The sequence below is a fragment of the Limnohabitans sp. Rim47 genome (assembly GCF_001517545.1).
Taxonomy (GTDB): Bacteria; Pseudomonadota; Gammaproteobacteria; order Burkholderiales; family Burkholderiaceae_C; genus Limnohabitans_A.
The window spans coordinates 502709-527354 of sequence record NZ_FBYA01000001.1; the positions used below are offsets into that span (position 1 = coordinate 502709).

Consider the following 24646-nt stretch of genomic DNA (forward strand, 5'->3'; position numbering starts at 1 on the left):
CGATGGTTTGAAAAAAAGGTCTTGTCAGATGCGAATGGTTTTATCGTATACGAAACACCTGTTTGTGTGTCATCGGGAATTCCCTATCGCGACGGCCGATCTCAGATCGTGCCATGTGTATTTCGAGAGCGCGAAGGCAAGCTATTCGGGTTTTTAGCAATGTTGACAGGTCTGCATTTTCGTATACGATAAAAATGAGAGAAGAAGAAAGGGCATCAAAGAATGTCTTGAACGGATCAAATTCATTTTGGAGACACGACATGAAAATCAAACATTTTTTCACCGGCCTCAGTGTTTTCTTGGCGGTCAGCAGCTTGACTCACGCCCAACCAGCGCCTTACCCCGTTTCGCGTGTTTCATTGGTCACCCACTCCAGCCCTGGAGGCGGGACCGACGTTTTTTTGCGTGACTTTTCCAAGCAGTTGAGTGGGGTGATGAAGACCAGTTTCTCGGTGGAAAACATTCGCGGTGGCAGTGGCGCTACTGCTGTGGCGGCCGTTGCTAAAGGGGCTCCAGACGGTTCTATTTTTTACGGGACTACGCCCACCTACATACAAACCACTTTGCTGTCCAAGCCCCCCGTCGGCTATGACGGTTTGGACCCCATGCTGATCGTTTTTTTGGACCCCGAGTTGATTTACACCCGCGCAGATTCGCCGCACAAGACACTGGCTGATGTGATCGCTTTTGCCAAATCCAATCCAGGCAAATCCCGCTGGGGCGCGTCCAATCCGGCCTCTTTGGAGCGCATCGCCATGGAGCGTCTTTCGCGCGCAGCGGGCGTGAAAGTTCCTATCGTCAGCCATGAAGGCGGCGCAGACCAAATGATCGGTGTGCTCAATGGCACCTATGACTTGGGCATTGGCGAAATGCAGGAATTGCAAGGTCAGCTTGAAGCCGGGAAGATCCGCTTGTTGGCCACTTTGTCCGAAACCCGCTTGCAAGGTTTGCCCCAGTTGCCAACGGCCAAAGAACAAGGCTTCAACGTGGTGGTGCGTAAATTTCGTGGACTGGCTGGCCCCAAGGGCGTGCCAGACAGTGTGGCCAAGGCCTGGGAAGATGCTGCCCGCAAGGTCATGGAGTTACCCGCATACAAAGCCGAGTACACACGCGAGAACCTCACGCCCATGCTGCTAGGCCGTGAGGCTGCACGCAAATTCACGGCAGAAGTCGCTGCTGAAACTGTGGCTTCGTTCAAAGAGTTGGGGCTGCTGAAATGAGCATCAGTGAGCGCCATTCCAACCTGATCACTGGCACAGTGGGCTTGGTTTTTTCCTTGGCTTACATTCGATTTGCCAGTGGCATTGAGGACAGTTTGTTGGCTGACGAGGTCGGGGCCTCAGGCGTTCCGGTATCGATTGGTGCTTTGATGGCGCTGGCTTCGGCGTTGTTGCTGATCAAAGCGTTCAAGCAAAAGCAGTCACCCGCTTTGCTGTCGGATCCAGATGAAACTGCCGATGATGAGGTGCCCCAAAATCCGCACCGATTGGCCTTGGGTTTGCTCTTGATTTTGGCCACTTATTTGATCCTGCTGCCTTGGCTTGGTTACGTGGTGTCCATTGGTCTGCTTTCGGCTGCAGTGGCTTGGTTCGCGGGTGGACGTGAATCCAAAGTGCTGTTGGGTTTTGTTTTGCTCACAGGCCCATTGCTTTGGTTTTTGTTTGACTACGCGCTCAAAGTCAAAATGCCAACGGGCATCTGGGCCGCATTTCTTGCAGGTTAATTTATGGACGCTTTATTGCATTCTCTCAGTGGTTTTGCCTGGGTTTGGGTTATCGCAGCGGCATTTGCGGGTGTCTTGTGGGGCATTTTGGGGGGCGCATTGCCTGGCATCTCTCCTTCGATTGCCATGGCTTTGTTGCTGCCGTTCACCGTCGGTATGTCGCCTACCATTGCGATTGTTTTGTTGGCCAGCGTTTATGTTGGTGCTGAATACGGCGGTTCTATCCCCGCTATTTTGATTCGCACGCCAGGCACCAATTCCGCATCGGCCACGGTCATTGATGGTTATGAAATGGCCAAGCAAGGCAGAGCGGGCGAGGCGCTTGGCATTTCACTGATGTCTGGCTTGGTGGGCGGGCTCTTTGGACTGGTGGTCTTGGTGCTTGCTACCGAAAGTCTGGCCAAAGTGGCACTGGCTTTCACACCCGCTGCTTATTTTTCTTTGGGTATTTTGGGGCTTTCTGTCATTGCCAGCTTGTCTGGCGGCACCTTGCTCAAGGGCTTGATTGCCGCTTGCTTGGGTCTGATGATCGCCTTCATCGGCAGTGATCCCGTCTCTGGGGTATCTCGTTTCACTTTTGGTTCTTCTGATCTGCTGGACGGTGTGAAACCCATCATCATCATGGTCGGCTTGTTTGCTGTCACTGAAATGTTGGTGCAAATTGGTGAGCCTGCATGGGCCAAGGCCGACAAAATTACGTCTCGTTTGAAATTGCCCGATTGGGCCATGACCAAGCGCTTGTTCAGGCCTCAGGCCATTGGCGCTGCTGTGGGTACGTTTGAGGGGGTGACCCCAGGCGCGGGTGGAACGGTGGCTGCCTTTATGGCTTATTCAGAAAGCAAGCGCTGGTCCAATCATCCCGAAGAGTATGGTCATGGCTCGCCTGAGGGGGTGGCGGCACCCGAGGCCGCCAACAACGTGGTGACTGCCACGGCGCTGGTGCCTTTGCTCAGTTTGGGCATTCCGGGCTCCAATTCGGCCGCCATTTTGATGGGAGGCTTTCTCATCCATGGTTTGCAGCCAGGCCCCATGTTGTTCACCAAAGCCCCAGATGTGGTTTATGGCCTGTATGGGGGTTTGTTCGTCGCCAACATCGCGATGCTCTTGATTGGTTTGGTCATTCTCAATCCTTGTATTTGGCTGGTGAACCGTCCCAAGCCTTACCTGATTGCTGGCATTTTGGCCTTGGTCATGACCGGTGTTTACGCGCTGCACCAAAGTGTTTTTGACATCGCCATGACCCTGTTTGTCGGCGTCTTGGGTTATGGCATGCGTTTGTTGCGCATCCCTGTGTTGCCCATGGTTTTGGGATTGGTGCTGGGCTATATGGTCGAGTCCAATTACCGCAGAAGTTTGCTGATTTCGGGGGGAGATCACAGTATCTTTATGACGGACTGGGTTTCTGCTGGTTTGTTGGCCTTGTCTTTGGTCTTGGCGCTTTACACCGGCATCAAAGAATTCACTGAGAGAAAGTCGAAGAAATGAGTCAAGCAAGCCTTTCTGGTCCATCAGTTGCCACAAGACTGGCCAATGCCATGGCCTTGTCCAAGCCCGAATCAGATCCCTTGGCGTTGCCCGTGGCCCGGCGTTTGTTGATGGATGTGGCCGGCATTTGCATGGCGGCACGCCATGAAAACTATGTACGGGCTGCATTGGCTGCAGTCGAGCAGCCCGGACCTTGCTCTGTGTTTGGTTTTACGCAGGGTTACGGGGTCGAAGCCGCTGCTTTTGTCAATGGCATCGCCGCCCACGGTGAAGACTTTGACGACACCTACGAAGGGGGCCCGGTTCATGCTGGTGCGGTCATCGTGCCAGCTTTGTTGGCGGTCGCGCAGCGTCACGCACTTCATGGCGATGCGCTTTTGCGCGGTATCGCCATGGGTGTAGAGGTCACCTGTCGCCTGTGTGCTGTGGCGCCTACCCGTGTGCACAAAGCGGGGTTCCATCCGACGGCTATTTTTGGGGTCATCGGCGCCGTGGCGGGCATGGGGACTGCCATGAAACTGACCGAAGCTCAAATGGTCAACGCGTTTGGTTTGGCCGGCAGCATGGCTGCAGGCATCATCGAATATTTGGCCGACGGCTCCTGGACAAAGCGCATGCATCCGGGGTGGGCAGCCCAGTCAGCTTACCGGGCGGTGCGCTTGGCGCAAGCCGGATTTGTGGGGCCTGCCACTGTATTTGAGGGCACGCATGGTTTGTTCCATGGTTTTGCCAACACCTTGGACGGTGACTTTGAAGCCATGCTAGATGGTTTCGGCGAGCGTTGGGTCTGGACCACAATTGCCTTCAAGCCCTACGCTTGCGGCACCATGGCGCATCCTTACATCGACTGCGCGCGCGCATTGCGCAGGCAGAGCGTGACGGCTGATCAGATTCAAAGTATCGAGTGTGAAACCGCAGAGGGCATCGTGCATCGCTTGTGGGAGCCTCTAGCGCTCAAGGCGTCGCCGCCCAACGCTTATGCGGCCAAGTTCAGCATTCCTTATGCCATTGCGGCAGGGTTATTGCTGGACGATGCGGGCTTGTCGGCCTACACCGAGGCCACGGTTCAGCGCGATGATTTGCGCTCGCTCGCGTCCAAAGTTCGCTACGTCGTGGACCCGACCAATCCTTATCCCCATCAATTCACAGGGCATGTGCGCGTGCATCTTAAAGACGGCCGAGTGCTGGAAGAGCGTCAAGCCTTCTTCAAAGGCGGTGCAGCCCACCCTTTGAGTGATGCCGATCTGGAACAAAAATTCCGAGCCAACTGCAGTCACGGTGGTTTGGACGCTGCGCAAACGCAGGCACTTTTGGACACGGTCAATGCGGCCTTGTTGGGCGGTTCCTTGTCTTTCTCAGCCTTGGCTGCCTCGGGGGCGCAATGAGCGCCCACACGCAAACTGAAACCCGCCGCGTTGCCTTGGTCACGGGTGCAGGTCGCAACATTGGTCGCGCCATTGCTTTGGCCTTGGCTCGGGATGGGTTGGCTGTTGCCGTCAACGTGCGCAGCTCCGTAGCCGAAGGGCAAGCGGTGGTCGATGAGCTGTCCGCATTGGGCGTTCCGGCACTGTTGTGTGTGGCCGATGTCACCGATGCCCGTGCGGTGCAGCTCATGGTGGCCCAAATAGTGGCGCGCTTCGGGCGTATCGATGTGTTGGTGAACAACGCAGCCATTCGCAAAGAAGCCAGCTTGGCCGACATGAGCAGTGCAGATTGGCGCAGCACCTTGGCCGTGGTTTTGGACGGCGCCTTTCACTGCACCCAAGCGGCCTTGCCACACTTACAAAATGCACCAGACGGTGCCGTCGTGAACATCGGTGGGCTGACTGCGCACACGGGGGCCGAAAACCGTGTGCATGTGGTCACAGCCAAAGCTGGGCTGGTGGGCTTGACCCGTGCTTTGGCCCATGACCTTGCTGCTCATCAAGTGACGGTTAATTGCGTGTCACCCGGCATGATCGACACCGTGCGACACGGCAGCAGTGTTTCAGCCCAGCCTCAGCACCACAAAAAGCACACGCCCTTGCTGGGCAGACGCGGGACGGCCGAAGAGGTGGCGGACTCGGTGGCCTGGCTGGCCAGCCCACAAGCCCGTTTTGTGACAGGCCAAGTGCTGCATGTCAACGGGGGTACTTACTTGGGATCTTGAGGCAGGGTTTTTTGCCGGAGCCGCGGTGTTGCGCTTTCACCGCATCTTCACCGCAGTGATGCTTGGTTGAGCGAAAAGCTTGTCACAGGAAAGTCCTCTTGAGAATCATCCAGTGCCAATGACTGCACCGTGGCGTTAGATGGGGGCATGTGCGACTGCAAGTCCATCTTGTTACGGCCAGAGTGCTTGGCCTGCCGCCCGCGCACCCGGATACGCCAGACCCTGAACGAGCGGGTTTTCAGCTGGTCACGCATCAACGCAATGACCGCTGCTTCGCTCAAACCAAACTGCTGCTCAATGGCCTCAAACGGCGTGTTGTCGGACCAAGCCATGGCGATGATGCCGGACACGTCGGCAGCACTCAAAACATCGCAAACGCGTGTGTTCATGTCAGTTTGTGCCTTGTGGTTTTTCAACCGTTGGTAAGGGCGGGCTGCCGGGGTGGTCGCTGTGCTGCACCTCAAAACCATCGGCCACAAAAGCCGGACCCTTCATCAGCATCACGATCACACAACCGATGCTTGTTGTCAGCATCAAAATCCAATGCAGTAAAAGCACACCGATGGCAATGTAAAGCCACTGGCTCAGTTCGCGCTCAGATGCCGGGGTGGGTGGATCAGGTGCCCACAGGTAAGCCATGCCGACCAACGCCATGGGCAAGGCCGTGCCCAACAGCCCAATCCAGGGCAGCTTTTTCCAAAGCGACCATTCCAGGCCGGGGGCTGAGCGGGTAAAGCCCGGTAATTTTTGGAGCCAGTTCAAGGATTTCGCCACGGTATGAGCCCTTTGTCGCTTGCTGTGTTTGCGCCGTCTCACCGCAGTAAAGCGGTGGTCTCTTGCCGTAGCATGCGCACCATTTCTTCTGCTGCAGGTGACAGACTGCGGTGGCGTCGGGTGACCACGCCGATGGGGCGCTGGATGTCCGGCCCCGTCAAGCGGCGAGAGACCACGCCGCCTTGCTGCACAAAGGCCGCAGCCAATTCGGGCAGGGCCGCCACGCCCAGGCCAGCCTTGACCATGGCGTGGATGGTGGCGATGTGTTCGACTTCGTAACGCGGCTGAAAGGCGATGCTGTGCGAGATGAATGCGGCGTTGGCGTATTGACGCACGCTGGCGGGCAGAGGCATTGAAATGTGGGTCAACTCGGCCACGGTCAACCAGCTCAAGGGGCTTTGGGCTTTCGCCAAGCGGTGTCCCAAGGGCATGATTAACACAAAGCCATCGGCCGACAACGGCGTGTAGTCCAGATCGGGGTAGTCGGGGTTGGCGGCCGTCAGCGCCAAATCCACCGTGCCAGATCGCACCATGTCAAAAGCGGGGCCAGACAAGGTGTCGTGCAGTTGCAGCGCAATCTGTGGGTATTGCGCTGCAAAACGCGCCATGACCCGAGGCACCAACGTGGCCGCCAAAGAGGGCAGGGCGGCCAGGCTCACTTTGCCCGATTGGATTTGAGTGATGTGCTGCACCCGTTGCACGGCCTCTAGAGTTTGGGCGCTGAGCAGCTTGGCTTGCTCTACAAACACTTGACCCGCTTCGGTCAGGTGCACGCTGCGGGTGGTGCGGTCAAACAAGCGCGTGACCAGGGCTTCTTCAAGTCGAACGATGACCCCTGACACGGCCGATTGCGACAAATGCACTTGCGCGGCCGTTCGTCTGAAACTGCCGGTTTCGGCCAGCACCAAAAAGATGTCCAGGTCGCGTGGCGTCCAGTTCAGTTGTGCGTTGGATTGCAGTTGGGCAGTGGAATTGATCTTCATTGAAGATCAGTTTATGGGAAAAAACGGCTGGACGGGCCAATAGGGCCTTTTTAGACTGCACCCATCTCATCCTGTAAGTGGCATTCAACATGATTTCTGCAGACCCGTATAAAGCCCGTACCGTGGTCGTCGGTGGCGGCACCATGGGCATGGACGTGGCCATCGTGCTGGCCCGTGGTGGCAGTCAGGTCACGGTGGTCGAACCTGACGCCGCCAAGCGGCAAGCGCTGGCAAGCCATGTGCGCCACAACCTAACCCCCTTGGGCATGGCACACCGAATCGAGCGCGTGCAGGCTGTGGCCGATTTGGCCGACATCGCATGGCCTGGCGTGAGCCTGCTCATCGAATGCATTCCCGAAAAACTGTCGCTCAAACAAGCGCTGTTTGCACAGCTGGCGCAACTGGCGCCCCCAGAAACCTTGCTGTGCAGCAACAGTTCTAGCTTTCCGATCAGCGCCATCGCCGAGGGCTTGCCGACGGGCCAGCGCATGTTGGGATTGCACTTTTTTATGCCCGCGCATTTGGTGCCCTTGGTTGAGGTGGTGCTGGGGTTGCAGTCTGACGTGTCAGAAGCCGAGCAGCTGTGTGGCTTCATGCGCGGCTGCGGCAGCGTGCCAGTGCTGGTCCGCAAGGATAAACCCGGCTTTTTGGCCAACCGCATGCAGCATGCTCTCGCGCGTGAGGCCTTTGCCCTGATCGATGAAGGCGTGGCCTCGCCCGAAGACGTGGACGCGGCGGTGCGCTTTGGTTTTGGGTTCCGATTTTTGGCCGCAGGCCCGGTCATGCAGCGCGACCATGCAGGCCTCGAAGTGCACACCGCTGCTGCGGCCAGCATGTACCCTAGTTTGGCGGTCAATGTCGAACCTGCCCGCGTGCTGCAAGAACGTGCGGCCCGGGGCGACTTGGGCATGAAGACCGGTCAGGGCTTTTACAGCTGGACCCCCGAAACCCAAAAGGCCGAGCGCGAGCGCTACGACCGCTTGCTGCGCCAGGGGCTGGACTTGTTGGCCTCCGAACTGCCCACTCTTAACCCCCAAGATTGATCTTTCAAAGGTATTTACATGGCTGTTTTTTCAGATCCCTTGTTGATTACTGTGGCGCCCAACGGCGCTTACAAGCAGCGAACTGACCATGCTGCTCTGCCCATGACGCCTGCCGAGTTGGGTCAGACGGCCAAACACTGCCTCGATGCCGGTGCGGCGATGGTGCACATGCACATCCGTGATGCGCAAGGCCGCCACAGCCTGGACGTGCAGGGTTACCGTGATGCGCAACAGGCAGTCAAAGCGGCGGTTGGCGATGAGTTGATCATCCAGGTCACCAGCGAAGCGGCCCGTGTGTACCAAGCCCCCGAGCAAATCGCCATGGTCACCGCGCTCAAGCCCGAAGCCGTCTCGGTGGGCCTGCGCGAGGTGGACCAACCCGAGATCGGCGAAGCCGGTTTGTCCCGATTTTTTGGCTGGCTGGCCCAAGAACGCGTGATGACCCAGGTCATCGTTTATGACGTGACCGACCTGCAACGTTGGCAAGCCCTGCGTGCGCAAGGCGTGATTCCCGATGCGCCTTGGTCGCTCTTGTTTGTACTTGGCCGCTATTCGGTCGGCCAAACCTCAGAGCCCAAAGACCTGCTGCCTTTTGTGCTGGCCCACACAGGTCGCGAGCCGTGGTCGATGTGCGCCTTTGGCGCGGGAGAACACGCCTGTGCCACCACTGCGGTCGCGCTGGGTGGGCATGCGCGTGTGGGCTTTGAGAACAATCTGTTGCTCAAAAATGGGGAAATTGCCCCCGACAATGCAGCCTTGGTGCGCCAGGTGGCCGACTCTGCACGCGTGTTGGGCCGCAGCCTCTGCACCGCTCAACAAGCACGTGAAGCTTTTTTTGCCTGTTAAACCATTCAAACAATTTAAACCAACCGGAGACCACCCCATGAAACGCAGCACCTTTGTCACGGCACTGTCCGTAGCACTTTTAAGCGCCATTACCTTGCCTGCCCTGGCACAAGACAATTACCCAAGCAAGACCATCCGCTTTGTGGTGCCTTACCCACCGGGTGGTCCCACCGATTTGATGGCCCGCATGTTGCAAAGCGAATTGAGCTCGCGCTTGGGCGTCACGGTGGTGGTCGACAACAAAGGCGGCGCTGGCGGCAACTTGGGCAGCGCTGAGGTGGCCAAACAAGCGCCAGCAGATGGCTACACTTTGTTGTTGGCGGCCAGTGGTCCTATGGCCGTCAACCCTTCGCTGTTTCGCAACATGCCCTTCGAGCCCTTGACCGATCTGACGCCCGTGATTCAGATCTCGTCTTTCCCATTGGTGCTCGAAGTTCACCCGTCTTTGGGCGTTAAAACGGTCAAGGAACTGGTGGCTTTGGCCCAAAAGTCCGACAGCAAGCTCTCGTTTGCTTCGGCCGGCAACGGCACACCTCAGCATCTGGCGGGCGAAATATTCAACACCCAAATGGGCGTGAAGATTGCCCACATTCCTTATCGTGGCGCAGGCCCGGCGCTCAATGACTTGTTGGGTGGACAGGTGCAGGTCATGTTTGATGTGTTGGGCAGCAGCTTGCCGCACATTCAGGGTGGCCGCCTGCAGCCTTTGGCGGTCACTTCGGCTAAGCGCCATGCGTCTTTGCCCAACGTCCCCACGATGGTTGAGGCCGGCATTGCCGGTTATGAGTTCACCGCCTGGCATGGGGTCGCAGTGCGTGCAGGCACGCCAGCGCCGATTGTTCAAAAGCTCAACGCCACCATGAACGCAATCTTCAACGATGCCGAGTTCAAGAAAAAGTGGGAAGCGATCGGCACGCCCGTGGTGGGCGGAACGCCTCAGCAATTTGCCGACCTCATTCGCAAAGACAGCACCCGTTTGGGACTGATCGTCAAGAACGCGGGCGTGACGCTGGACTGACCGGACGGGCTGAGGCGGGATTGGCTGGGCCGAGTGTTCGGCTGGCCCCCGAGGGGATGCGGGAAAGGCTTTTTCAACCAGCCACAGCGGCAGCCGCTACACTGGCGAGCCTTTGTGCAAAGCAGCGCGTTGAACCTGCCCGATTGACCTCGGGCTTCCTTCTTTTTTTGATTGCCCATGAAATTCAAAATGTCCGAGAAGTCGCTGTTTGCGGCTTTGTTGCGAGCCCCTTGGTGGGTGAGTTTTTTGGTGATGCTGGCCGTGGCTTTGGTGGCCGGGGCTTTGCTGCCCGAGGCCTACAAAACAGCGGGCATGCTGGGGGCGTTTCCGTTTTTGGTGATCGGTGTCATGGCCGCGTGGCGGCAAAGAAACGCCATATCGGCGAGCCGCATCCAGGAACTGCTTGAGCAGGCCAGAGGCATGGGGTGGCGTGATTTTTCAGTGCGGGTGGAAGAAGCGTTGCGTCAACAGGGCTTTGTGGTCGCTCGCCTGACCGATAGCCCGGCTGATTTTCAGATCGAAAAAAATGGCCGTGTCACTTTGGTCAGCGCCAAGCGCTGGAAAGCTGCCACCGTGGGTGCCGAGCACCTGCGCGAACTGCTGGCCGCCCGAGAAAGTCGGGATGCTTTTTCGTGCACCTGCATGAGTCTGGGCACCTTCAGCCAAGCCGCGATCGATTTGGCCCAGCAAAGCCCCATGCAACTGCTGGGGCCTGCCAACATCGCACAACTCCTGCACGACGGAGCCAAAGCCCTCAAGCCCTGAAGCTCGGGCAGCCCGCTTGCGCCTTGGCGCTCTCTTTTTGGTTTTCAAGGAATTTCATGACTCGACCTCTTCTTGGCGAATCGGCCATCCATCCTGCTGTCCGCCAACGCATTGCCGAACACCACTTGTCCGTCATACAACAGGTGCAAACGGCCATCGGACTGCACCCCGTGGTGGTGGTGGGGTTGTCGGGTAACCCGTTTGTGGGTAAAGCGCGCAAAGCGCTGGCCGCAGCCGGTGTGGCGCACGAATACATCGAGTTTGGCAGTTACTTCTCGCAGTGGCGTTTGCGCAATGCCCTGAAGATGTGGACGGGCTGGCCAACGTTTCCGATGGTTTTTGTTCGGGGCACCTTGGTCGGCGGGGCCGATGATCTGCGCCGCCTGATCGACAGCGGCGAACTCAAGACCTTGTTGCAAGCCTGAGCGCGATGGCGTCCCCTGAAAAGCCCGAGTTGTGGCGCACAGAGGTTGGCGATGCAGTGGCCGTGCTCCATATTCCGGGTGCATTGAAGCGCGCACGCACCTTTGACATCGATGTCAGCCTGCTGGTGCGTGTGCCAGAGGACAAATCAGAGGCGTGGCATGCGCTGACTTTGGAGGTTGACGGCAAGCGGCAATGGCATCGGCGCATCGCCAGCAGCTGTCCGGGCCAGACCGATGGGCTGGACTACCACTGCCGTGTCGTGCTCGAAGCAGGTCCGTCTCTGCGCATCCGCGCTGTGGCGGGTACTCGGGGCGCTGTGGTGCAGCGCCTGCAGATCGAAGCCCGCGAAGACCAGCCGTCTTAGCCCATGGCGTTTCACTTGGGCAGGTCGCGTGCACCGCTTTCGGGGCGGACCATCTTGAACAGCTGCTCTGGCCCGATGCTGAAGTAATCCGCCGCACCACCCCCGCGCAAAATATGCCCTGCATTGGCCGTGTCATAAACCCCGGCCTTGAGCAAGCGCTGGTCAATGTGGACGCCCACCACCTGTCCAAACACCATCCAAGTATCGATTTTCTGGCCTTGCAGGTCTTGCAGTTGCAAGATCTGTGTGCAGCGGCACTCAAAGCTCACCGGGCTTTGCGCCACACGCGGCACGCCCACCACCCGTGAAGCCTCGGGCGTCAGGCCCGCCAGATCAAACTCGCTCACCTCGGGCGGCACCGCCTCGCAGGTCTGGTTCATCACCTCGGCCAAATCTCGTGTGACCAAGTTCCAGACAAACTCGCCCGTGGCCTCGATGTTGTTCAGCGAATCTTTGCGCCCGATGCTCGAAAATCCGATCACGGGCGGCACGTAATTGAAGGCACTGAAAAAGCTGTACGGGGCCAGGTTCAGAACGCCACTGGCGCTGTGGCTCGACACCCAACCAATAGGGCGGGGGCCAACGATGGCGTTGAACGGATCGTGCTTGAGGCCGTGGCCTAGATGGGGTTCGTAAAAGTGCATCATGGTCGAGGTGTAAAAAAACCCCTCAAGAGGGGTTGGGCTCAGAGTGCAAGAAGGATCACTTCTTGACGCAGGCTGAATTGGTTTCGTTTTCTTTTTTGGAGCAGTCGACTTTTTTGTCGTCCATCTTGCCACCGCCATGGCTGCCAGCGAAGGAAGGCATGGACACCAACATGAAAGCGGAAACGAGAGCGGTCATCACGATTTTCATAGAAACACCTTCAGGGAATGAGGTTGATAAAAGAGGCCAGAATGTCGTATCGGTTTGAACCAACACCATTACATCCTATCAAGCATCAAAGGCACACGTCGAACATGGACAAAAGTCAGACGCCCGAAAAATTACACACGCCGGCCATCTTTTTCCTCGGTATCGCCTGCGGTCTGGGTGTTCTGGCGGCGGCTTCGCCTGTCGCAGCGCAAGAGCGGTTTTTGCCCGCCGCGTCTGCGGTTGTTTTGTCTTCTTCGGTGCACGCTCAGGGCGGACGTCAGGCGGCCTTGCGCTCCCTTGATCTGGCTTGGCGGGCCCAACCCCAAGAATTGAATGCCGCACTGCCCTATGCCCGAGCCGTGTTTACCCTGGGCCTGACCGAAGGCGATTTGCGCTGGTTCGGTTCGGCCAAGGCGGCGCTGTCGCCGTGGTGGACGGCCGCTGATTTGCCGGCCGACGGGTATTTTTTGCGGGGCCTGATCAAGCAAGGCTTTCACGCTTTCGATGTCGGCTTGCAGGACATCGACCGCGCCATTGCGCTCGAACCCCGGCGTGCCGAATTTTGGTCCTGGCGCTTTGCCCTGCACCTGTTGCTCGCGGACATGGCGTCTGCCCGACAAGACACCGATGAGATGGCTCGGCTGTTCGGGGCGCAAGAGGCCGATGTGTACCGCGCCGTGTTGCTTTACCGTACCGGTCAGCCGCTGCCTGCCGTTCAGATGCTGACCCGGGCGATGCGATCACCCGACAACCAGGACGCGTCTTCGCAAGACTGGCTGGGTTTTCATCTTGGCGAGGCACACCGCGTGGCCGGCCAGCCCGCGCAGGCTATCACTCTGTGGGGACAACGGCTCAAAGCCAGCCCGCAGTCGCATCTGATCCGGCTTTCGCTGGCTGAGCTGTTCAACCAGCAAGGCCAATATGCACAGGCCAAATCCACCGCCTTGTACAAGGCCGACATCGGCAGCCTGACCGATGCGCTGCTCATGCAGGCCCTGCTGGCCAGCCGGGGCCTGAAAGACCCGGATGAGGCCCGGTTGGCCAGCCAGATGACGGCGCGTTTGCAGTCGCAAGCCCTGCGACAGGAGTCGTTGATTGAGCGCCCCAAATTGATTCACCAGATTGCCTACGGTCAGGATGTGGCGACAGGCCTCGCCTTGTCCATCGAGAACTGGCGGCTGCAAAAAGAACCGCCTGATGCGGTTTTGTTTGTGCAGGCTGCGCTTGCACTGGGCCAGGCCCGAGCCGCCGAGCCCGTGCTGGCCTGGGCTAAAAAAACAGGCTACACCGACCCGCAACTGGGTCCGCTGATGCAGCAACTCCAATCGCACCCGAGCTGGACAGGCGGTCGCTCATGATCGCCCGCACAGGGCTCTTGGGTTGGCGTGGCTTGTGCGCGGCGTTGCTGCTCATGACCTTGTGTTGGGCCCCGGCTGCTGTGGCCCATTCCAGCAGCAACAGCTACCTCTCGCTCACTGCGCCTGACGGGCTGCTGAGCTTGCGTGCCGACATTCACCTGCGTGATGTCGACCTGATTTTTGACCTCGACCATGACCGGGATGGCCAGGTCACTTGGGGCGAGACCCAAGCGCGCAGCGCCGAGCTGAAAACCTGGCTGGGGCAGGGCATCGCCTTGAGCGCATCGGGCCAGGGCTGCACCTTGGGCGATGCCGATCTGCAAGCCAGCCACCATGCCGACGGCATGTACCTGAGTGCGCTGTGGACACCCGTTTGCATGGGACTGACGGATGTGGCCCAGGCCAGCCTGGCGCTGCGATATGACCTGATCTTTGCGCAAGACAACCTGCACCGGGGCTTGCTGAAAGTGGATTTGCCCGGCAACCAAAGCAGTGCCTTGCTCAGCCCCGAGCGTCCCGAAGTTCAGGTCAGCGCGGCCGACAGCAGTGCCTGGCGGGTGTTTGGGCGCTATGTCATCGAAGGCGTGTGGCACATCTGGATCGGCATTGACCACATCGCCTTCTTGCTCAGTCTGTTGGTGCTGGCCCCCTTGCAGTCTTCACGCCAAAGGGTGGTGCACTGGCAAGCGGCCAAGCAGGCCCGGCCCGTGGTGCTGGACGTGCTCGCGGTCGTCACCGCCTTCACCGTGGCGCACTCCATCACGCTGGGTTTGACCATCACCGGCTGGCTCACGCCACCTGCCGATTTGGTGGAGCCGGCCATTGCCTTGTCGGTGGTGCTGGCAGCGCTGAACAACCTGCTGGGTTTCAGTGCCCTTCAGCGCTGGCGGCTGGCCTTGGTGTTTGGTCTGGTGCATGGCTTTGGCTTTGCAAGCGTGCTGCTCGACCTGGGCTTGCCCACCAGTTCGCTGCTGGCCGCGTTGGGCGGCTTCAACATCGGTGTGGAACTGGGGCAACTGGCCATTGTGGGCGTGTTTTTGCCCCTGGCCTGGGCGCTGCGCCGAACCCGTTTTTACCGCTGGGGGGTGGTGACGGGCGGGTCAGTTGTGATTGTCGTGCTGGGTGTGTTCTGGACCCTGCAGCGCATCGGGTGGCTCGGCGGATGACCTGCAGCGGCCTGCGGTGGGGGGGGGCGCAAGCCGCTGCAAGCTGCAGCCTCATAGCTTGCAGCCCTTGACCCATATGGCATCGCTATCCCCAAACCCCGTGCCCAAAGCTGTGGATAAGTCCTTGAACAAGTCGTTCAAGCCGCATGCCTGTTAGCTTGGCGGGATGTGCCTAAAAAACAAGCAGTTGTTTTTATCCCGTTCAGGCTCGTCTGTTGCGCTTTAGCCAGCTGGTTTTGCGGCTATTCTTGTTGCTTCGCACGCACTTTTGTCGCCTTGTTTTTCAGGGTGGATGCCCTGACCGCTGACCGCATGACCACCTCCTTGATCGCTCCTGGCTTCATCGCCTTGCACAGCCACCGCTCTGAGGTGCTGGCCGACACCTTGACGGCTTGGTTGCGTGCGCATCCTTTGCAGCCGCTGGAGAGCGAAGTGGTGCTGGTGCAAAGCAACGGCATGGCCGAGTGGATCAAGATCGAGCTGGCCAGGCAAGGCGGCGTGTGTGCAGCCACGCGGGTGGAACTGCCTTCACGCTTTTTGTGGCGCACTTACCGACAGGTGCTGGGCTCGCACAATGTGCCGCCCGATTCTCCGCTCGACAAGCTGCCCATGACTTGGCGGCTGATGGCGCTCTTGCCCGCTTGCCTGAGCGATGCGGTGTTCCAGCCGGTGGCGGGCTTTTTGCGTGCCCACGCCAATGCCAATGCCAATGCAAGCCCAGAGCCCGACCGCTTGCTGCAACTGGCCAGCCGCTTGGCCGATTTGTTTGACCAATACCAAATTTACCGACCCGACTGGCTGCAAGACTGGGCCGCTGGGCGCAATGTGCTGCGCAAGTCCGCTGGGCAAGATGAGCTCGGCGAAGACCAGCTTTGGCAGGCCGAACTTTGGCGGCGTGTGTTGGCCACGCTGGATGAATCGCAACGTGAAGCCACCCGCCCGGCGCTGCATGCGCGGGCGCTGGCGCATTTGCAGTCGGGCCAGCCGCTGGCCAGCCCGGTGGCGCGGCGCGTGTCGGTGTTTGGCATGAGCCACATGCCGGGGCAACTGCTGGAGATGTTGGCCGCGCTGGCCACGCACAGCCAGGTCATGCTGGCCGTGCCCAACCCTTGCCAATACCACTGGGGCGACATCATCGATGGGCGTGAATGGTTGCAGGCCGAGCGCCGTCGCCATGCCGACCGAGGTCAGGCGCTGGCCGCATTGCCCTTGGCGCAAATGCACTTGCACGCCCCCACGCTGCTCGCCGCTTGGGGGCGGCAGGGGCGCGACTTCATCCGCCAGCTCGATGCCTTTGACGACTTGCAAGCTGCCCAGCAGCTCACGCAGTGGCCGCGTCTGGATTTTTTTGACGATGTGCCCGGCGAAGACCCCACGCGGATGCTGGCGCAGTTGCAGCGGCGCATCCGCGACTTGGAGCCGTCCAGCGGTGGCTCCCCAGCCCAGCCTTTGCGCAAGGATGACCGCTCGCTCACCTTCAGCGTGGCGCACAGCCCGGTGCGCGAACTCGAAGTGCTGCACGACCAGCTGTTGCAGTGGTTTCACACACCGCCGGGCGATCAGCCCTTGTCGCCGCGCGATGTGGTGGTGATGGTGCCCGACATCGAGGTCATGGCCCCGGCGATCCGTGCGGTGTTTGGCCAGTACAAGCGCAGCGATGCACGCTTTATCCCGTTTGACATCGCCGACTTGGGGGCGCAGGCCATCAGCCCGCTGATCCACGCGGTCGAATGGTTGCTGGCCCTGCCGCAGCAGCGCAGCCGCATGAGCGAGCTGGTCGAGCTGCTCGAAGTGCCCGCCCTTGCCGCCCGCTTTGGCCTGAAGGACGAAAACCTGCCCACGCTCACGCGCTGGATGGCGGGCTCGGGCATCCGCTGGGGGCTGTCGGCAGAACACCGCGCAGGCATGGGCTTGGGGGTGTGCGGCGGCGACAACTCGGCGCTGTTTGGCGTGCAGCGCATGCTCATGGGCTATGCCTGCGGGGCCGACCCTGTTGATGCAGATGGCGTTGCATCGGGCGTGTCGCCTTACCCGGAAGTGGGCGGGCTGGATGCCGAGCTGGCCGGCTCGCTGGCCCACCTGTTGCAGGCGCTGATCGACTGGTGGCAAACCTGCACGCAAGACGCCACGCCCCCGCAGTGGGCCGAGCGGGGCCGTGCGTTGTTGACCGCTTTGTTCAAGCCGCGTGACGACAACGACCGCCATGCGCTGGCCGCGCTGGACCTGGCCTTGAGCGACTGGGTGCGGGCCTGCGACGATGCGGGCTTTGCCGAGGGGGTGCCGCTGGCTGTGGCTCGATCAGCTTGGCTCGAAGCCTTGAAAACACCCCGGCTGGAGCAGCGCTTTCGGGCCGGTGGTGTGACGTTTTGCACGCTCATGCCCATGCGGGCCATTCCTTTCAAAGCGGTGTGCCTGCTGGGCATGAACGATGGCGACTACCCGCGCCGAAGCCCACGTGCCGACTTTGACCTGATGGGCCTGCCCGGCATGACGCGCCCCGGCGACCGATCGCGCCGCGACGACGACCGCCAACTCATGCTCGAAGCGCTGCTGTCGGCGCGGCAGGTTTTGTATGTGAGCTGGAGCGGCCGCAGCGTGCGCAACAACAACCATCAACCGCCATCGGTGCTGGTGTCGCAGTTGCGCGACGAGATTGATTTGCTGTGGGGCAAAGGCACTGCGCAAAGCCGAACCACCGAATACCCGCTGCAACCTTTTGGCCGCGCTTACTTTGAAGAAGGCAGTGCCTTGCAGACCTATGCCAAAGAATGGCGGGCCGCGCAAGACGTTCAGCGTGGCGATGGGGCCACGCAGGCGGGCAGTCCATCGATGGCCCTTGCGCTGTTGCCACCGCTCATGGCGGCCAACGATCAGGCGCCGGTCATCACTTTGGCGCAGCTTGCACGCTTTTTGCGAAAACCGGTGGGCGCGTTTTTTCGTGAACGGCTGCAGGTGCAGTTGGACCTTGAACGCAGCGAGTTGCATGACGAAGAACTGTTTGGCTTGGGTGGGCTGGACCTGTACCAACTGCTCGACCACGAACTGCAACATGTGCCCGCCGACCTGAGCGCAGACGCATTGCCCGCCCACGCCGCGCGTGTGGTGCAGCGTCTGCGCCAAGCCGGGGCCTTGCCGCTGGCGGGTGTGGGCACGCTCGAAGCGCAAAAGCTCACCTATCTGTTGCAAACCCAGTTGGCCGCAGCCCTGCGTGAGCGCCAGACATGCCCCGATGCGGCCGAGCGCGTGCTGGTCGATTTGTCGCACCCGCAGGTGGCTTTGCAAGACGCCTTGGGCGGCGTGCTGGTGGGCGAGGGCGGGCCGATGCGCTTGAGCTTGCGTGCCAACGAGGTGGCCGACCTCCAATCCAAGACACCTGTGGCCAAGCCCGACAAACTCATCGACATTTGGCTGCAGTCGCTGGCCGCTGCCGCCATGGACCAGCCATTGCGCTGTGTGGTGGTGGGCCGCAATGCCGTGTTGCGTGTGCCCCCGCCATCGCCCGATGCTGCACGCGCCCAATTGCAGGTGCTGCTGGCCACTTGGGCCGAAGGCATGCGCTGGCCGCTGCCCTTGCCGCCCGGCGTGGCTTTGCAGTGGCTCAAAGACCCTGAAAACGGCCATGCTCTGGCCGATGCCTACGAAGGCAGCGGCTTCAAAAGCGCAGAAAAAGACAAAGACCCGGCCCTGGCCCGCACCTACCCCACCCTGGCCGATTTGCTGGCCACGCAGGCTCTGGGGCGCTTGGCCGAGGCGGTGTACGCACCGCTCAAAGCTTGGGCCGCGCAAGCGCAGGTCGAGCCATTGCCCGATGCGTCTGGAGACGACGAAGGGGAAGACGCATGAGCACCGCACACGCCCTCAACCCCCACAGCTTTCCGCTGCGTGGTAGCCACCTGATCGAGGCGAGCGCAGGCACGGGCAAAACCTGGACGATTGCCGCGCTGTATGTGCGCTTGGTGCTGGGTCATGGCGATGCGGCGACCGCACCCGTGCGCCCCATGCTGCCGCAAGACGTGTTGGTGATGACCTTCACCCGCGCCGCCACCCGCGAGTTGTCAGACCGCATCCGCGCACGCTTGACCGAAGCGGCCCAGGTTTTCCGCGGCATTGCCGAAACCGACGACGCTTTTCTGAAGCAACTCCAAAGCGAATACTCCGAAGGCGAGCCTCGCCAACAAGCAGCGTATCGCTTGGCGCTGGCCGCGCAGGCCATGGACGATGCGGCGGTCTACACCATCGATGCCTGGTGCCAGCGCATGCTGCGCGAACACGCCTTTGACAGCGGCAGCCTGTTTGAAGAAAAGCTGGTCGGTGACGAAGCCGCGCTGCGCCTCGAAGCGGTGCAGGACTACTGGCGGCAACAGCTCTACCCCATGGCCCCCCCCTTGGTGGCGCAGGTGCAGCGCGTTTGGCGCAATGTGCCCGCACTCGACAAAGACATGCGGGCCTTGATGGCGGTGAACCTGCCCAGCGCCGCACCCGGCACGCTGGCGCAGGTGTTTGGCCATGCGCTGGCCGAGCGCGAGGCACAACTGGCAGCGCTCAAGCCAGGCTGGGTTGAAAAAGCCGACCACTTGCTCGGTTGGATCGAGGCGCAGCTGGAGCAGCACAAGACGAGCTGGGATGGCCGCAAGCTGAGTTACAAAAAATGCGCCGAATGGTTGGCTGTGCTCAAAGCCTGGGCACAAAGCGCAGACGATCCCAAGGTATTGCAAGAGGACATGAAGACAGGCTGGACCCGCTTCACGCCCGAAGGCCTGCTTGAATGCCGCAAACCCGGCGAAGCACCGGTGGACTTGCCGCCCGAGTCGCAGGCCTTTGCCGATTTGCAAACCGCTTTGCAGGCCTTGCCAGAGCCGGCACAAGCGGCCAGGTTACACGCCCGCACGCATGTGTTGCAACGCATGGCCGAGCTCAAGCGCCGCAGCGGTTTGTTTGGCTTTGCCGATATGTTGCAGCGCCTGGACGTGGCGCTGGCCGAGCCCGATTCGGGCGAACGTTTGGCGCAGCGGCTGCGCGAGCAGTTTCCGGTGGCGATGATCGACGAGTTTCAAGACACATCGCCTTTGCAGTTCCGCATCTTTGACCGCATCTACCGCACCTCAGAGCACCGGCAAGACACGGCGCTGCTTTTGATCGGCGATCCCAAACAATCGATCTATGGCTTTCGCGGGGCCGACATCTTCAGCTATTTGGCCGCACGCCAAGCCACCGCAGGCCGCCACCATGTGTTGGGCACCAATTACCGGTCTACTCAGGCCGTGGTCGATGTGGTCAACCGCTGGTTTCAGATCACGCCAGACGCTTTTGGTTACCGTCAGGGCGTTGAAGACCCCTTGCCCTTTCAGCCAGTTGAAGCCAAGGGCCGCAGCGAAGTGTTCACCACCCAGCACGGCGAGGTGAAGGCCATGACGGTGGTGCATGGCAGCACGCTGCGCAGCCAGCGCGATGCGCAGACGCACCTGTCGGCTCTGTGCGCCGAGCAAATCGTGGCTTGGCTGAGTGATCCGCAAGCGCGTTTTGCACACACCCGCGAAGGCGACAAAGCGCTGCAACCCCAAGACATTGCGGTGCTGGTGCGCACCGGCAAAGAAGCCGCCGCTGTGCGCGACGCTTTGCGTGCGCGGGGGGTGGCCTCGGTGTATTTGTCAGACCGCGACTCGGTGTTTTCCAGCGACGAAGCGCAAGACCTGTGCCTGTGGCTTGGCGGCGTGGCCGAGCCACAAGACATGCGCCGCGTGCGGGCCGCATTGGGCACGCGCACCATGGGCTTGTCGCTGACCGAGTTGCATGCTTTGGCCACCCAAGACGAGCTGTTGGACCAGCGTGCCGAACAGATGCGCGATTTGCGCGGGGTTTGGCAAGGGCAGGGGGTGCTGGCCATGCTGCGCCAGTCGCTGCATCTGCTGCAGCTGGCCGGGCGCTGGCGCGGCCAGCCCGATGGCGAACGCCGCCTGACCAATGTGCTGCACTTGGCCGAGCTGTTGCAAACCGCCAGCAGCCAGCAAGCCGGCGAGCAGGCGCTGATCCGTTGGCTGAGCCAGCAGATCGACGAGGCGAGCTCGGGCAGTGTGGGCGACAGCGAAGAACAAACCGTGCGGCTGGAGAGCGATGAAGACCTGGTCAAGGTCATCACCATCCACGCCAGCAAGGGCCTGGAGTACCCGGTGGTGTGCCTGCCCTTTGCGCACAGCCACCGCATGATGGAGGCGCACAAAACCCCGGTGCTGCAACGCGATGACGGGCATGGCGAGCGCCATTGGACACTGGCCTTTGACAAAGAAGACACCGAGCTGGCCGACCGCGATCGCCTGCGCGAAGACTTGCGTCTGTGGTACGTGGCGCTCACGCGGGCACGCCATGCGCTGTGGGTGGGCTGGAGCCCCGTCACGCGCGGGGCAGGCAAAAGCGGTGTCAACCACCACAGCGCTGCAGGCCATTTGCTGGGCGGCGCTGCCGACTGGGACGCGGCCCAATGGTTGAGCGCCTTGCAAAGTTTGCAGAGCGACGCGCATGGCAACAGCTTGTCGGTGCACCTGGCCGCAGCCCCTGAAACGGTGCCGCTGACGGTCTGGCAGCGGCCCGCCCACAACATCGCATTGCGCCCAGCCCTGCGCTGCACAGCCGCGATCGACAAGTCGTGGACCATCGCCAGCTTCTCGCGTTTGACTCGTGACTTGTCTTCGCAGCCTTTGGCGCCAATGGGCATGCACATGGCCAGCCCGCGTGCCGCCGATGACGAGCCACCCGAAGACACGCCCATATGGCCACCCGCCGCAGCCCTGGCCACAGGCCTGGATACAACCCCCAACCAGCGCACACAGGCGGCTTGGCACACCTTTGCCAAAGGCCCCAGCGCGGGCAATTTTTTGCACGACCAGCTCGAATGGTTGGCCACCGAGCACTTTGCCATCGACGCGCCAAAGGCCGAACGGCTGAAACTGCGCAGCGAACGCGCAGGCTACAAGGCCCAGGCCGACGATGTGGTGCAGTGGCTCAGGCGTGTGGTGACACAGCCTTTGCGCGGACCCCACGCACCGCTCCAAGCGCTAGGGGCTTTGTTGCCTGAGATGGAGTTTTGGCTGCCTGCCCAGCGCCTGCATGCGCGTGAGGTGGATGCCCTGTGTCAGCAACACCTGCTGCCTGGCGTGAGCCGTCCGCAGTTGCCCGATGCACAGCTGCACGGCATGTTGATGGGTTTTGCCGATCTGGTGTTCGAGCACGAAGGCCGCTACTGGGTGCTCGACTACAAATCCAACCACTTGGGCGCAGACGATGCGGCCTACACGACGCAGGCACTGGCCCAAGCCATGGCCCACCACCGCTACGAAGTGCAAGCCGCGTTGTACATGCTGGCTTTGCACCGTTTGTTGCGAGCCCGTTTGGGTCAGGCCTATGACCCGGCGAAGCAACTGGGGGGGGCGGTGTATCTGTTTTTGCGCGGCATTGACGGGCCTGCTGGAGGCTGTTGCACATTGCCTGCGCCTGTGGCGCTGCTGGAGGGCCTGGACGCCATGCTGAACACGGAGGACAAGGCATGAGCTTGCACAAAAAATCTCGCGTGGCCGCTGTGCCCATGGGGCAAATGGATTGGCTCAACGATGTGCCGACCCAAGGCCTGAGTGCAGCGCACGTCATGGCGTGTTTGCAGCGCTGGACCGAGCAAGGTCTGTTGCGCCACATCGACAGTGCTTTGGCGGGGCAGTTGCTGCGTTTGGATGCACACGCCCATCCCGCGTTGTTGGTGGCGGCGGCGTTGTTGGCTCAAATGGAAGGTCGTGGCCACACCTGTTTGCCAGTGACCGATCTGTGCGCCCCACCTGTGACCCTGTTGGGCTGGCCTGCGGCGGCGGTGGATGGGCCGCAAGGCCTGCGTGCGCTGTGGGCGCATTTGCCCGGCACGCTGGCCGACTGGCAAGCGGCTTTGCAAGGGCCACCAGGCCATGCGAGTGTGCGCCACAACGACATGCCCGACCAAGGCCAGCCGCTGGTGTGGGGCGGCAGCGCCACAGCGCCGCTTTTGTACCTGCGCCGTTATGCGGGCTATGAAAAGCGTGTGGGCCAAGGTCTGCTGCAGCGGGCCAGCGAAGCCTTGGCGGTGCCTGAGGTGACCGCACGCGAGTGGCTGGACCGTTTTTTTGCGCCCAACACCGAGGCCCTTGCCGAGACCGATTGGCAAAAGCTCGCTTGCGCAGTGGCGCTGCGAGCGCGTTTGTCGGTGATCACCGGCGGGCCGGGCACGGGCAAGACTTACACCGCCGCACGTTTATTGGCTTTGCTGCTGGCCTTGCACGTGGGCGAAAGCCCTTTGCGTGTGGCGCTGGCTGCGCCCACAGGCAAGGCGGCTGCGCGTTTGAAGCAATCGATTGACCACGCGCTGACGGGCCTGCAAGCGCAAGTGCCTGCCGACAGCGGGCTGGACTTGGGTGCCTTGATCGCCCGCATGGGGCCAGCACGCACCTTGCATGCGCTGTTGGGGGCGCGGCCCGACACGCGCGAGTTCAAACACCATGCCGCTCAGCCGCTCGATGTGGATGTGTTGATCGTGGACGAAGCCTCGATGGTGCATCTGGAGATGATGGACGCTTTGCTGCAAGCCTTGCCCGCCACGGCGCGGCTGGTGCTGCTGGGTGACAAGGACCAACTGGCCTCGGTCGAAGCCGGTGCGGTGTTGGGGGAGCTGTGCCGCGACGCCGCCGCAGGCCGCTACAGCGCGGGCACCGCAGAGTTTGCGCAGGCCGTGGCAGGGCAGACTTTGCCCGCGTCATGCCGGGCCGTGGGTGCCGTGCCCGTGCTGGCCCAGCAGACGGTGATGCTGCGCCAAAGCCGCCGCTTCAAGGGCGCCATTGGGCAGTTGGCGCTGGCCGTCAACCGGGGTGATGCCGTGGCGGCCCGCGCTGTGTTGCCGGCTTCTTTTGTGGGATTTACCGCCCTCGCACGAATGCTTGCCGAAGACGCCAACCCTAGCCAACCCGGCGCGCTGCTTGCATTGCAACCCACTACCCCTCAAGCTGTATGCGACCTGGCCCTTGGCGCATCAGGCAAGCCGTCCTACGCCGACTACCTGCGTCTTATGCAACCGGGCCCGGCAGGGCAGGATGCTGAAACGCACGCCGCTTGGGTGTCCAGCGTGCTCATGGCGTTCGAGCGGTTTCGCATTTTGTGCGCGGTGCACCAAGGCGACTGGGGCACCCAAGGTCTCAATGCCGCGGTGCAAAAGGCGCTGGCCGGCCAAGGTCTGCTCAAAATCACAGGGGAGTGGTTTGCGGGGCGCCCTGTCATGGTCACGCGCAACGATGCACAGCTGGGCGTCTTCAACGGCGATGTGGGCTTGGTGCTGCCCAATTTAGAGGGCAAGCACAAGGTGTGGTTTCTCGATGGCCAAGCCTTGCGCTCGGTCAGCGTGATGCGCTTGGCGCAGGTCGAAACGGCGTTCGTCATGACGGTGCACAAGAGCCAAGGCTCAGAGTTCGAGCACACCGCATTGGTGTTGCCACCTGGTGGTGGCGAAGTGCTCAGCCGTGAGCTGGTCTACACCGGCATTACCCGCGCGCGCGAGCAGTTCACCCTGATCGAGGCCGAGGCGGGTTTGCTGGAAGCGGCTGTTCAGCGCCCCAGTGTGCGGGCCAGTGGTTTGGCGCAGCGGTGGGCCGGGGGCTGAACGAAGCGCGGGTGCGCTCTTGAATGGCCG

General features: G+C 61.0%; 21 protein-coding genes. 16 read left to right on the forward strand and 5 right to left on the reverse strand.

Going from position 1 to position 24646, the window contains the following annotated elements; translation table 11 throughout:
* Window positions 1-260: 260 nt before the first annotated feature.
* Genes BN3544_RS02245 through BN3544_RS02265 form a run of 5 tightly spaced genes read left to right on the forward strand, consistent with a single transcriptional unit; the run spans window position 261 to window position 5357 of the window.
* A complete protein-coding gene (locus BN3544_RS02245) occupies window positions 261-1220 on the forward strand; it encodes a tripartite tricarboxylate transporter substrate binding protein (RefSeq protein ID WP_019428541.1) in 960 nt (319 codons plus the stop codon).
* On the forward strand, window positions 1217-1723 hold the full coding sequence (locus BN3544_RS02250) for a tripartite tricarboxylate transporter TctB family protein (protein ID WP_019428542.1): 507 nt from the start codon (window positions 1217-1219) through the stop codon (window positions 1721-1723). Before BN3544_RS02245 ends, BN3544_RS02250 begins: the two co-directional genes overlap by 4 nt.
* 3 nt (window positions 1724-1726) lie before the next feature.
* Window positions 1727-3208, forward strand: a complete 1482-nt coding sequence (locus BN3544_RS02255; RefSeq protein ID WP_019428543.1) for a tripartite tricarboxylate transporter permease — start codon at window positions 1727-1729, stop codon at window positions 3206-3208.
* Window positions 3205-4593, forward strand: a complete 1389-nt coding sequence (locus BN3544_RS02260) for an MmgE/PrpD family protein (RefSeq protein WP_026036399.1) — start codon at window positions 3205-3207, stop codon at window positions 4591-4593. Before BN3544_RS02255 ends, BN3544_RS02260 begins: the two co-directional genes overlap by 4 nt.
* Complete coding sequence (locus tag BN3544_RS02265) at window positions 4590-5357, forward strand: SDR family NAD(P)-dependent oxidoreductase (protein WP_019428545.1); 768 nt, start codon at window positions 4590-4592, stop codon at window positions 5355-5357. Before BN3544_RS02260 ends, BN3544_RS02265 begins: the two co-directional genes overlap by 4 nt.
* 47 nt (window positions 5358-5404) lie before the next feature.
* Here BN3544_RS02265 and BN3544_RS14055 read toward each other — a convergent pair whose 3' ends face one another.
* Genes BN3544_RS14055 through BN3544_RS02280 form a run of 3 tightly spaced genes read right to left on the reverse strand, consistent with a single transcriptional unit; the run spans window position 5405 to window position 7114 of the window.
* Entirely contained in the window at window positions 5405-5746 is a 342-nt protein-coding gene (locus BN3544_RS14055; RefSeq protein WP_019428546.1) for a TIGR03643 family protein, read from the reverse strand.
* Between the two features lies 1 nt (window position 5747).
* Complete coding sequence (locus tag BN3544_RS02275; RefSeq protein ID WP_019428547.1) at window positions 5748-6119, reverse strand: hypothetical protein; 372 nt, start codon at window positions 6117-6119, stop codon at window positions 5748-5750.
* Between the two features lie 50 nt (window positions 6120-6169).
* Window positions 6170-7114 carry a LysR family transcriptional regulator gene (locus BN3544_RS02280; protein WP_019428548.1) on the reverse strand — a complete coding sequence of 315 codons (945 nt, stop codon included), beginning with the start codon at window positions 7112-7114 and terminating at the stop codon, window positions 6170-6172.
* Window positions 7115-7203: 89 nt separating this feature from the next.
* Here BN3544_RS02280 and BN3544_RS02285 point away from each other — a divergent pair, with 89 nt between their 5' ends.
* The 6 genes from BN3544_RS02285 (at window position 7204) to BN3544_RS02310 (ending at window position 11576) form a co-directional block, all read left to right on the forward strand.
* Window positions 7204-8157, forward strand: a complete 954-nt coding sequence (locus BN3544_RS02285) for a 3-hydroxyacyl-CoA dehydrogenase family protein (RefSeq protein WP_026036401.1) — start codon at window positions 7204-7206, stop codon at window positions 8155-8157.
* 18 nt (window positions 8158-8175) lie between these two features.
* A complete protein-coding gene (locus BN3544_RS02290; protein WP_019428550.1) occupies window positions 8176-9003 on the forward strand; it encodes a beta-keto acid cleavage family enzyme in 828 nt (275 codons plus the stop codon).
* Window positions 9004-9040: 37 nt separating this feature from the next.
* Complete coding sequence (locus tag BN3544_RS02295; protein WP_019428551.1) at window positions 9041-10021, forward strand: Bug family tripartite tricarboxylate transporter substrate binding protein; 981 nt, start codon at window positions 9041-9043, stop codon at window positions 10019-10021.
* Between the two features lie 177 nt (window positions 10022-10198).
* On the forward strand, window positions 10199-10786 hold the full coding sequence (locus tag BN3544_RS02300; RefSeq protein WP_019428552.1) for a restriction endonuclease: 588 nt from the start codon (window positions 10199-10201) through the stop codon (window positions 10784-10786).
* A 56-nt stretch (window positions 10787-10842) separates the two neighbouring features.
* The gene (locus BN3544_RS02305; RefSeq protein ID WP_019428553.1) at window positions 10843-11211 is read left to right on the forward strand and encodes a glutaredoxin domain-containing protein; all 369 of its coding nucleotides are present in this window, start codon (window positions 10843-10845) and stop codon (window positions 11209-11211) included.
* Window positions 11212-11216: 5 nt separating this feature from the next.
* On the forward strand, window positions 11217-11576 hold the full coding sequence (locus BN3544_RS02310) for a hypothetical protein (RefSeq protein ID WP_019428554.1): 360 nt from the start codon (window positions 11217-11219) through the stop codon (window positions 11574-11576).
* Between the two features lie 11 nt (window positions 11577-11587).
* Here BN3544_RS02310 and BN3544_RS02315 read toward each other — a convergent pair whose 3' ends face one another.
* A complete protein-coding gene (locus BN3544_RS02315; RefSeq protein WP_019428555.1) occupies window positions 11588-12223 on the reverse strand; it encodes a flavin reductase family protein in 636 nt (211 codons plus the stop codon).
* Window positions 12224-12278: 55 nt separating this feature from the next.
* Window positions 12279-12419, reverse strand: a complete 141-nt coding sequence (locus BN3544_RS14230) for a hypothetical protein (protein ID WP_155820306.1) — start codon at window positions 12417-12419, stop codon at window positions 12279-12281.
* A 116-nt stretch (window positions 12420-12535) separates the two neighbouring features.
* Between BN3544_RS14230 and BN3544_RS02320 the strand changes: the two genes are divergently transcribed.
* The 5 genes from BN3544_RS02320 to recD all read left to right on the forward strand — a co-directional run bounded on the left by BN3544_RS02320 (window position 12536) and on the right by recD (window position 24616).
* Entirely contained in the window at window positions 12536-13789 is a 1254-nt protein-coding gene (locus BN3544_RS02320) for a tetratricopeptide repeat protein (RefSeq protein WP_019428557.1), read from the forward strand.
* A complete protein-coding gene (locus BN3544_RS02325; RefSeq protein WP_019428558.1) occupies window positions 13786-14955 on the forward strand; it encodes a HupE/UreJ family protein in 1170 nt (389 codons plus the stop codon). Before BN3544_RS02320 ends, BN3544_RS02325 begins: the two co-directional genes overlap by 4 nt.
* Before the next feature lie 312 nt (window positions 14956-15267).
* Window positions 15268-18798, forward strand: a complete 3531-nt coding sequence (recC, locus tag BN3544_RS02330; RefSeq protein ID WP_036074692.1) for an exodeoxyribonuclease V subunit gamma — start codon at window positions 15268-15270, stop codon at window positions 18796-18798.
* On the forward strand, window positions 18795-22496 hold the full coding sequence (gene recB / locus BN3544_RS02335) for an exodeoxyribonuclease V subunit beta (RefSeq protein WP_019428560.1): 3702 nt from the start codon (window positions 18795-18797) through the stop codon (window positions 22494-22496). The genes recC and recB overlap by 4 nt, the downstream gene beginning before the upstream one ends.
* The gene (gene recD / locus BN3544_RS02340) at window positions 22493-24616 is read left to right on the forward strand and encodes an exodeoxyribonuclease V subunit alpha (RefSeq protein ID WP_019428561.1); all 2124 of its coding nucleotides are present in this window, start codon (window positions 22493-22495) and stop codon (window positions 24614-24616) included. The genes recB and recD overlap by 4 nt, the downstream gene beginning before the upstream one ends.
* Window positions 24617-24646: the final 30 nt, after the last annotated feature.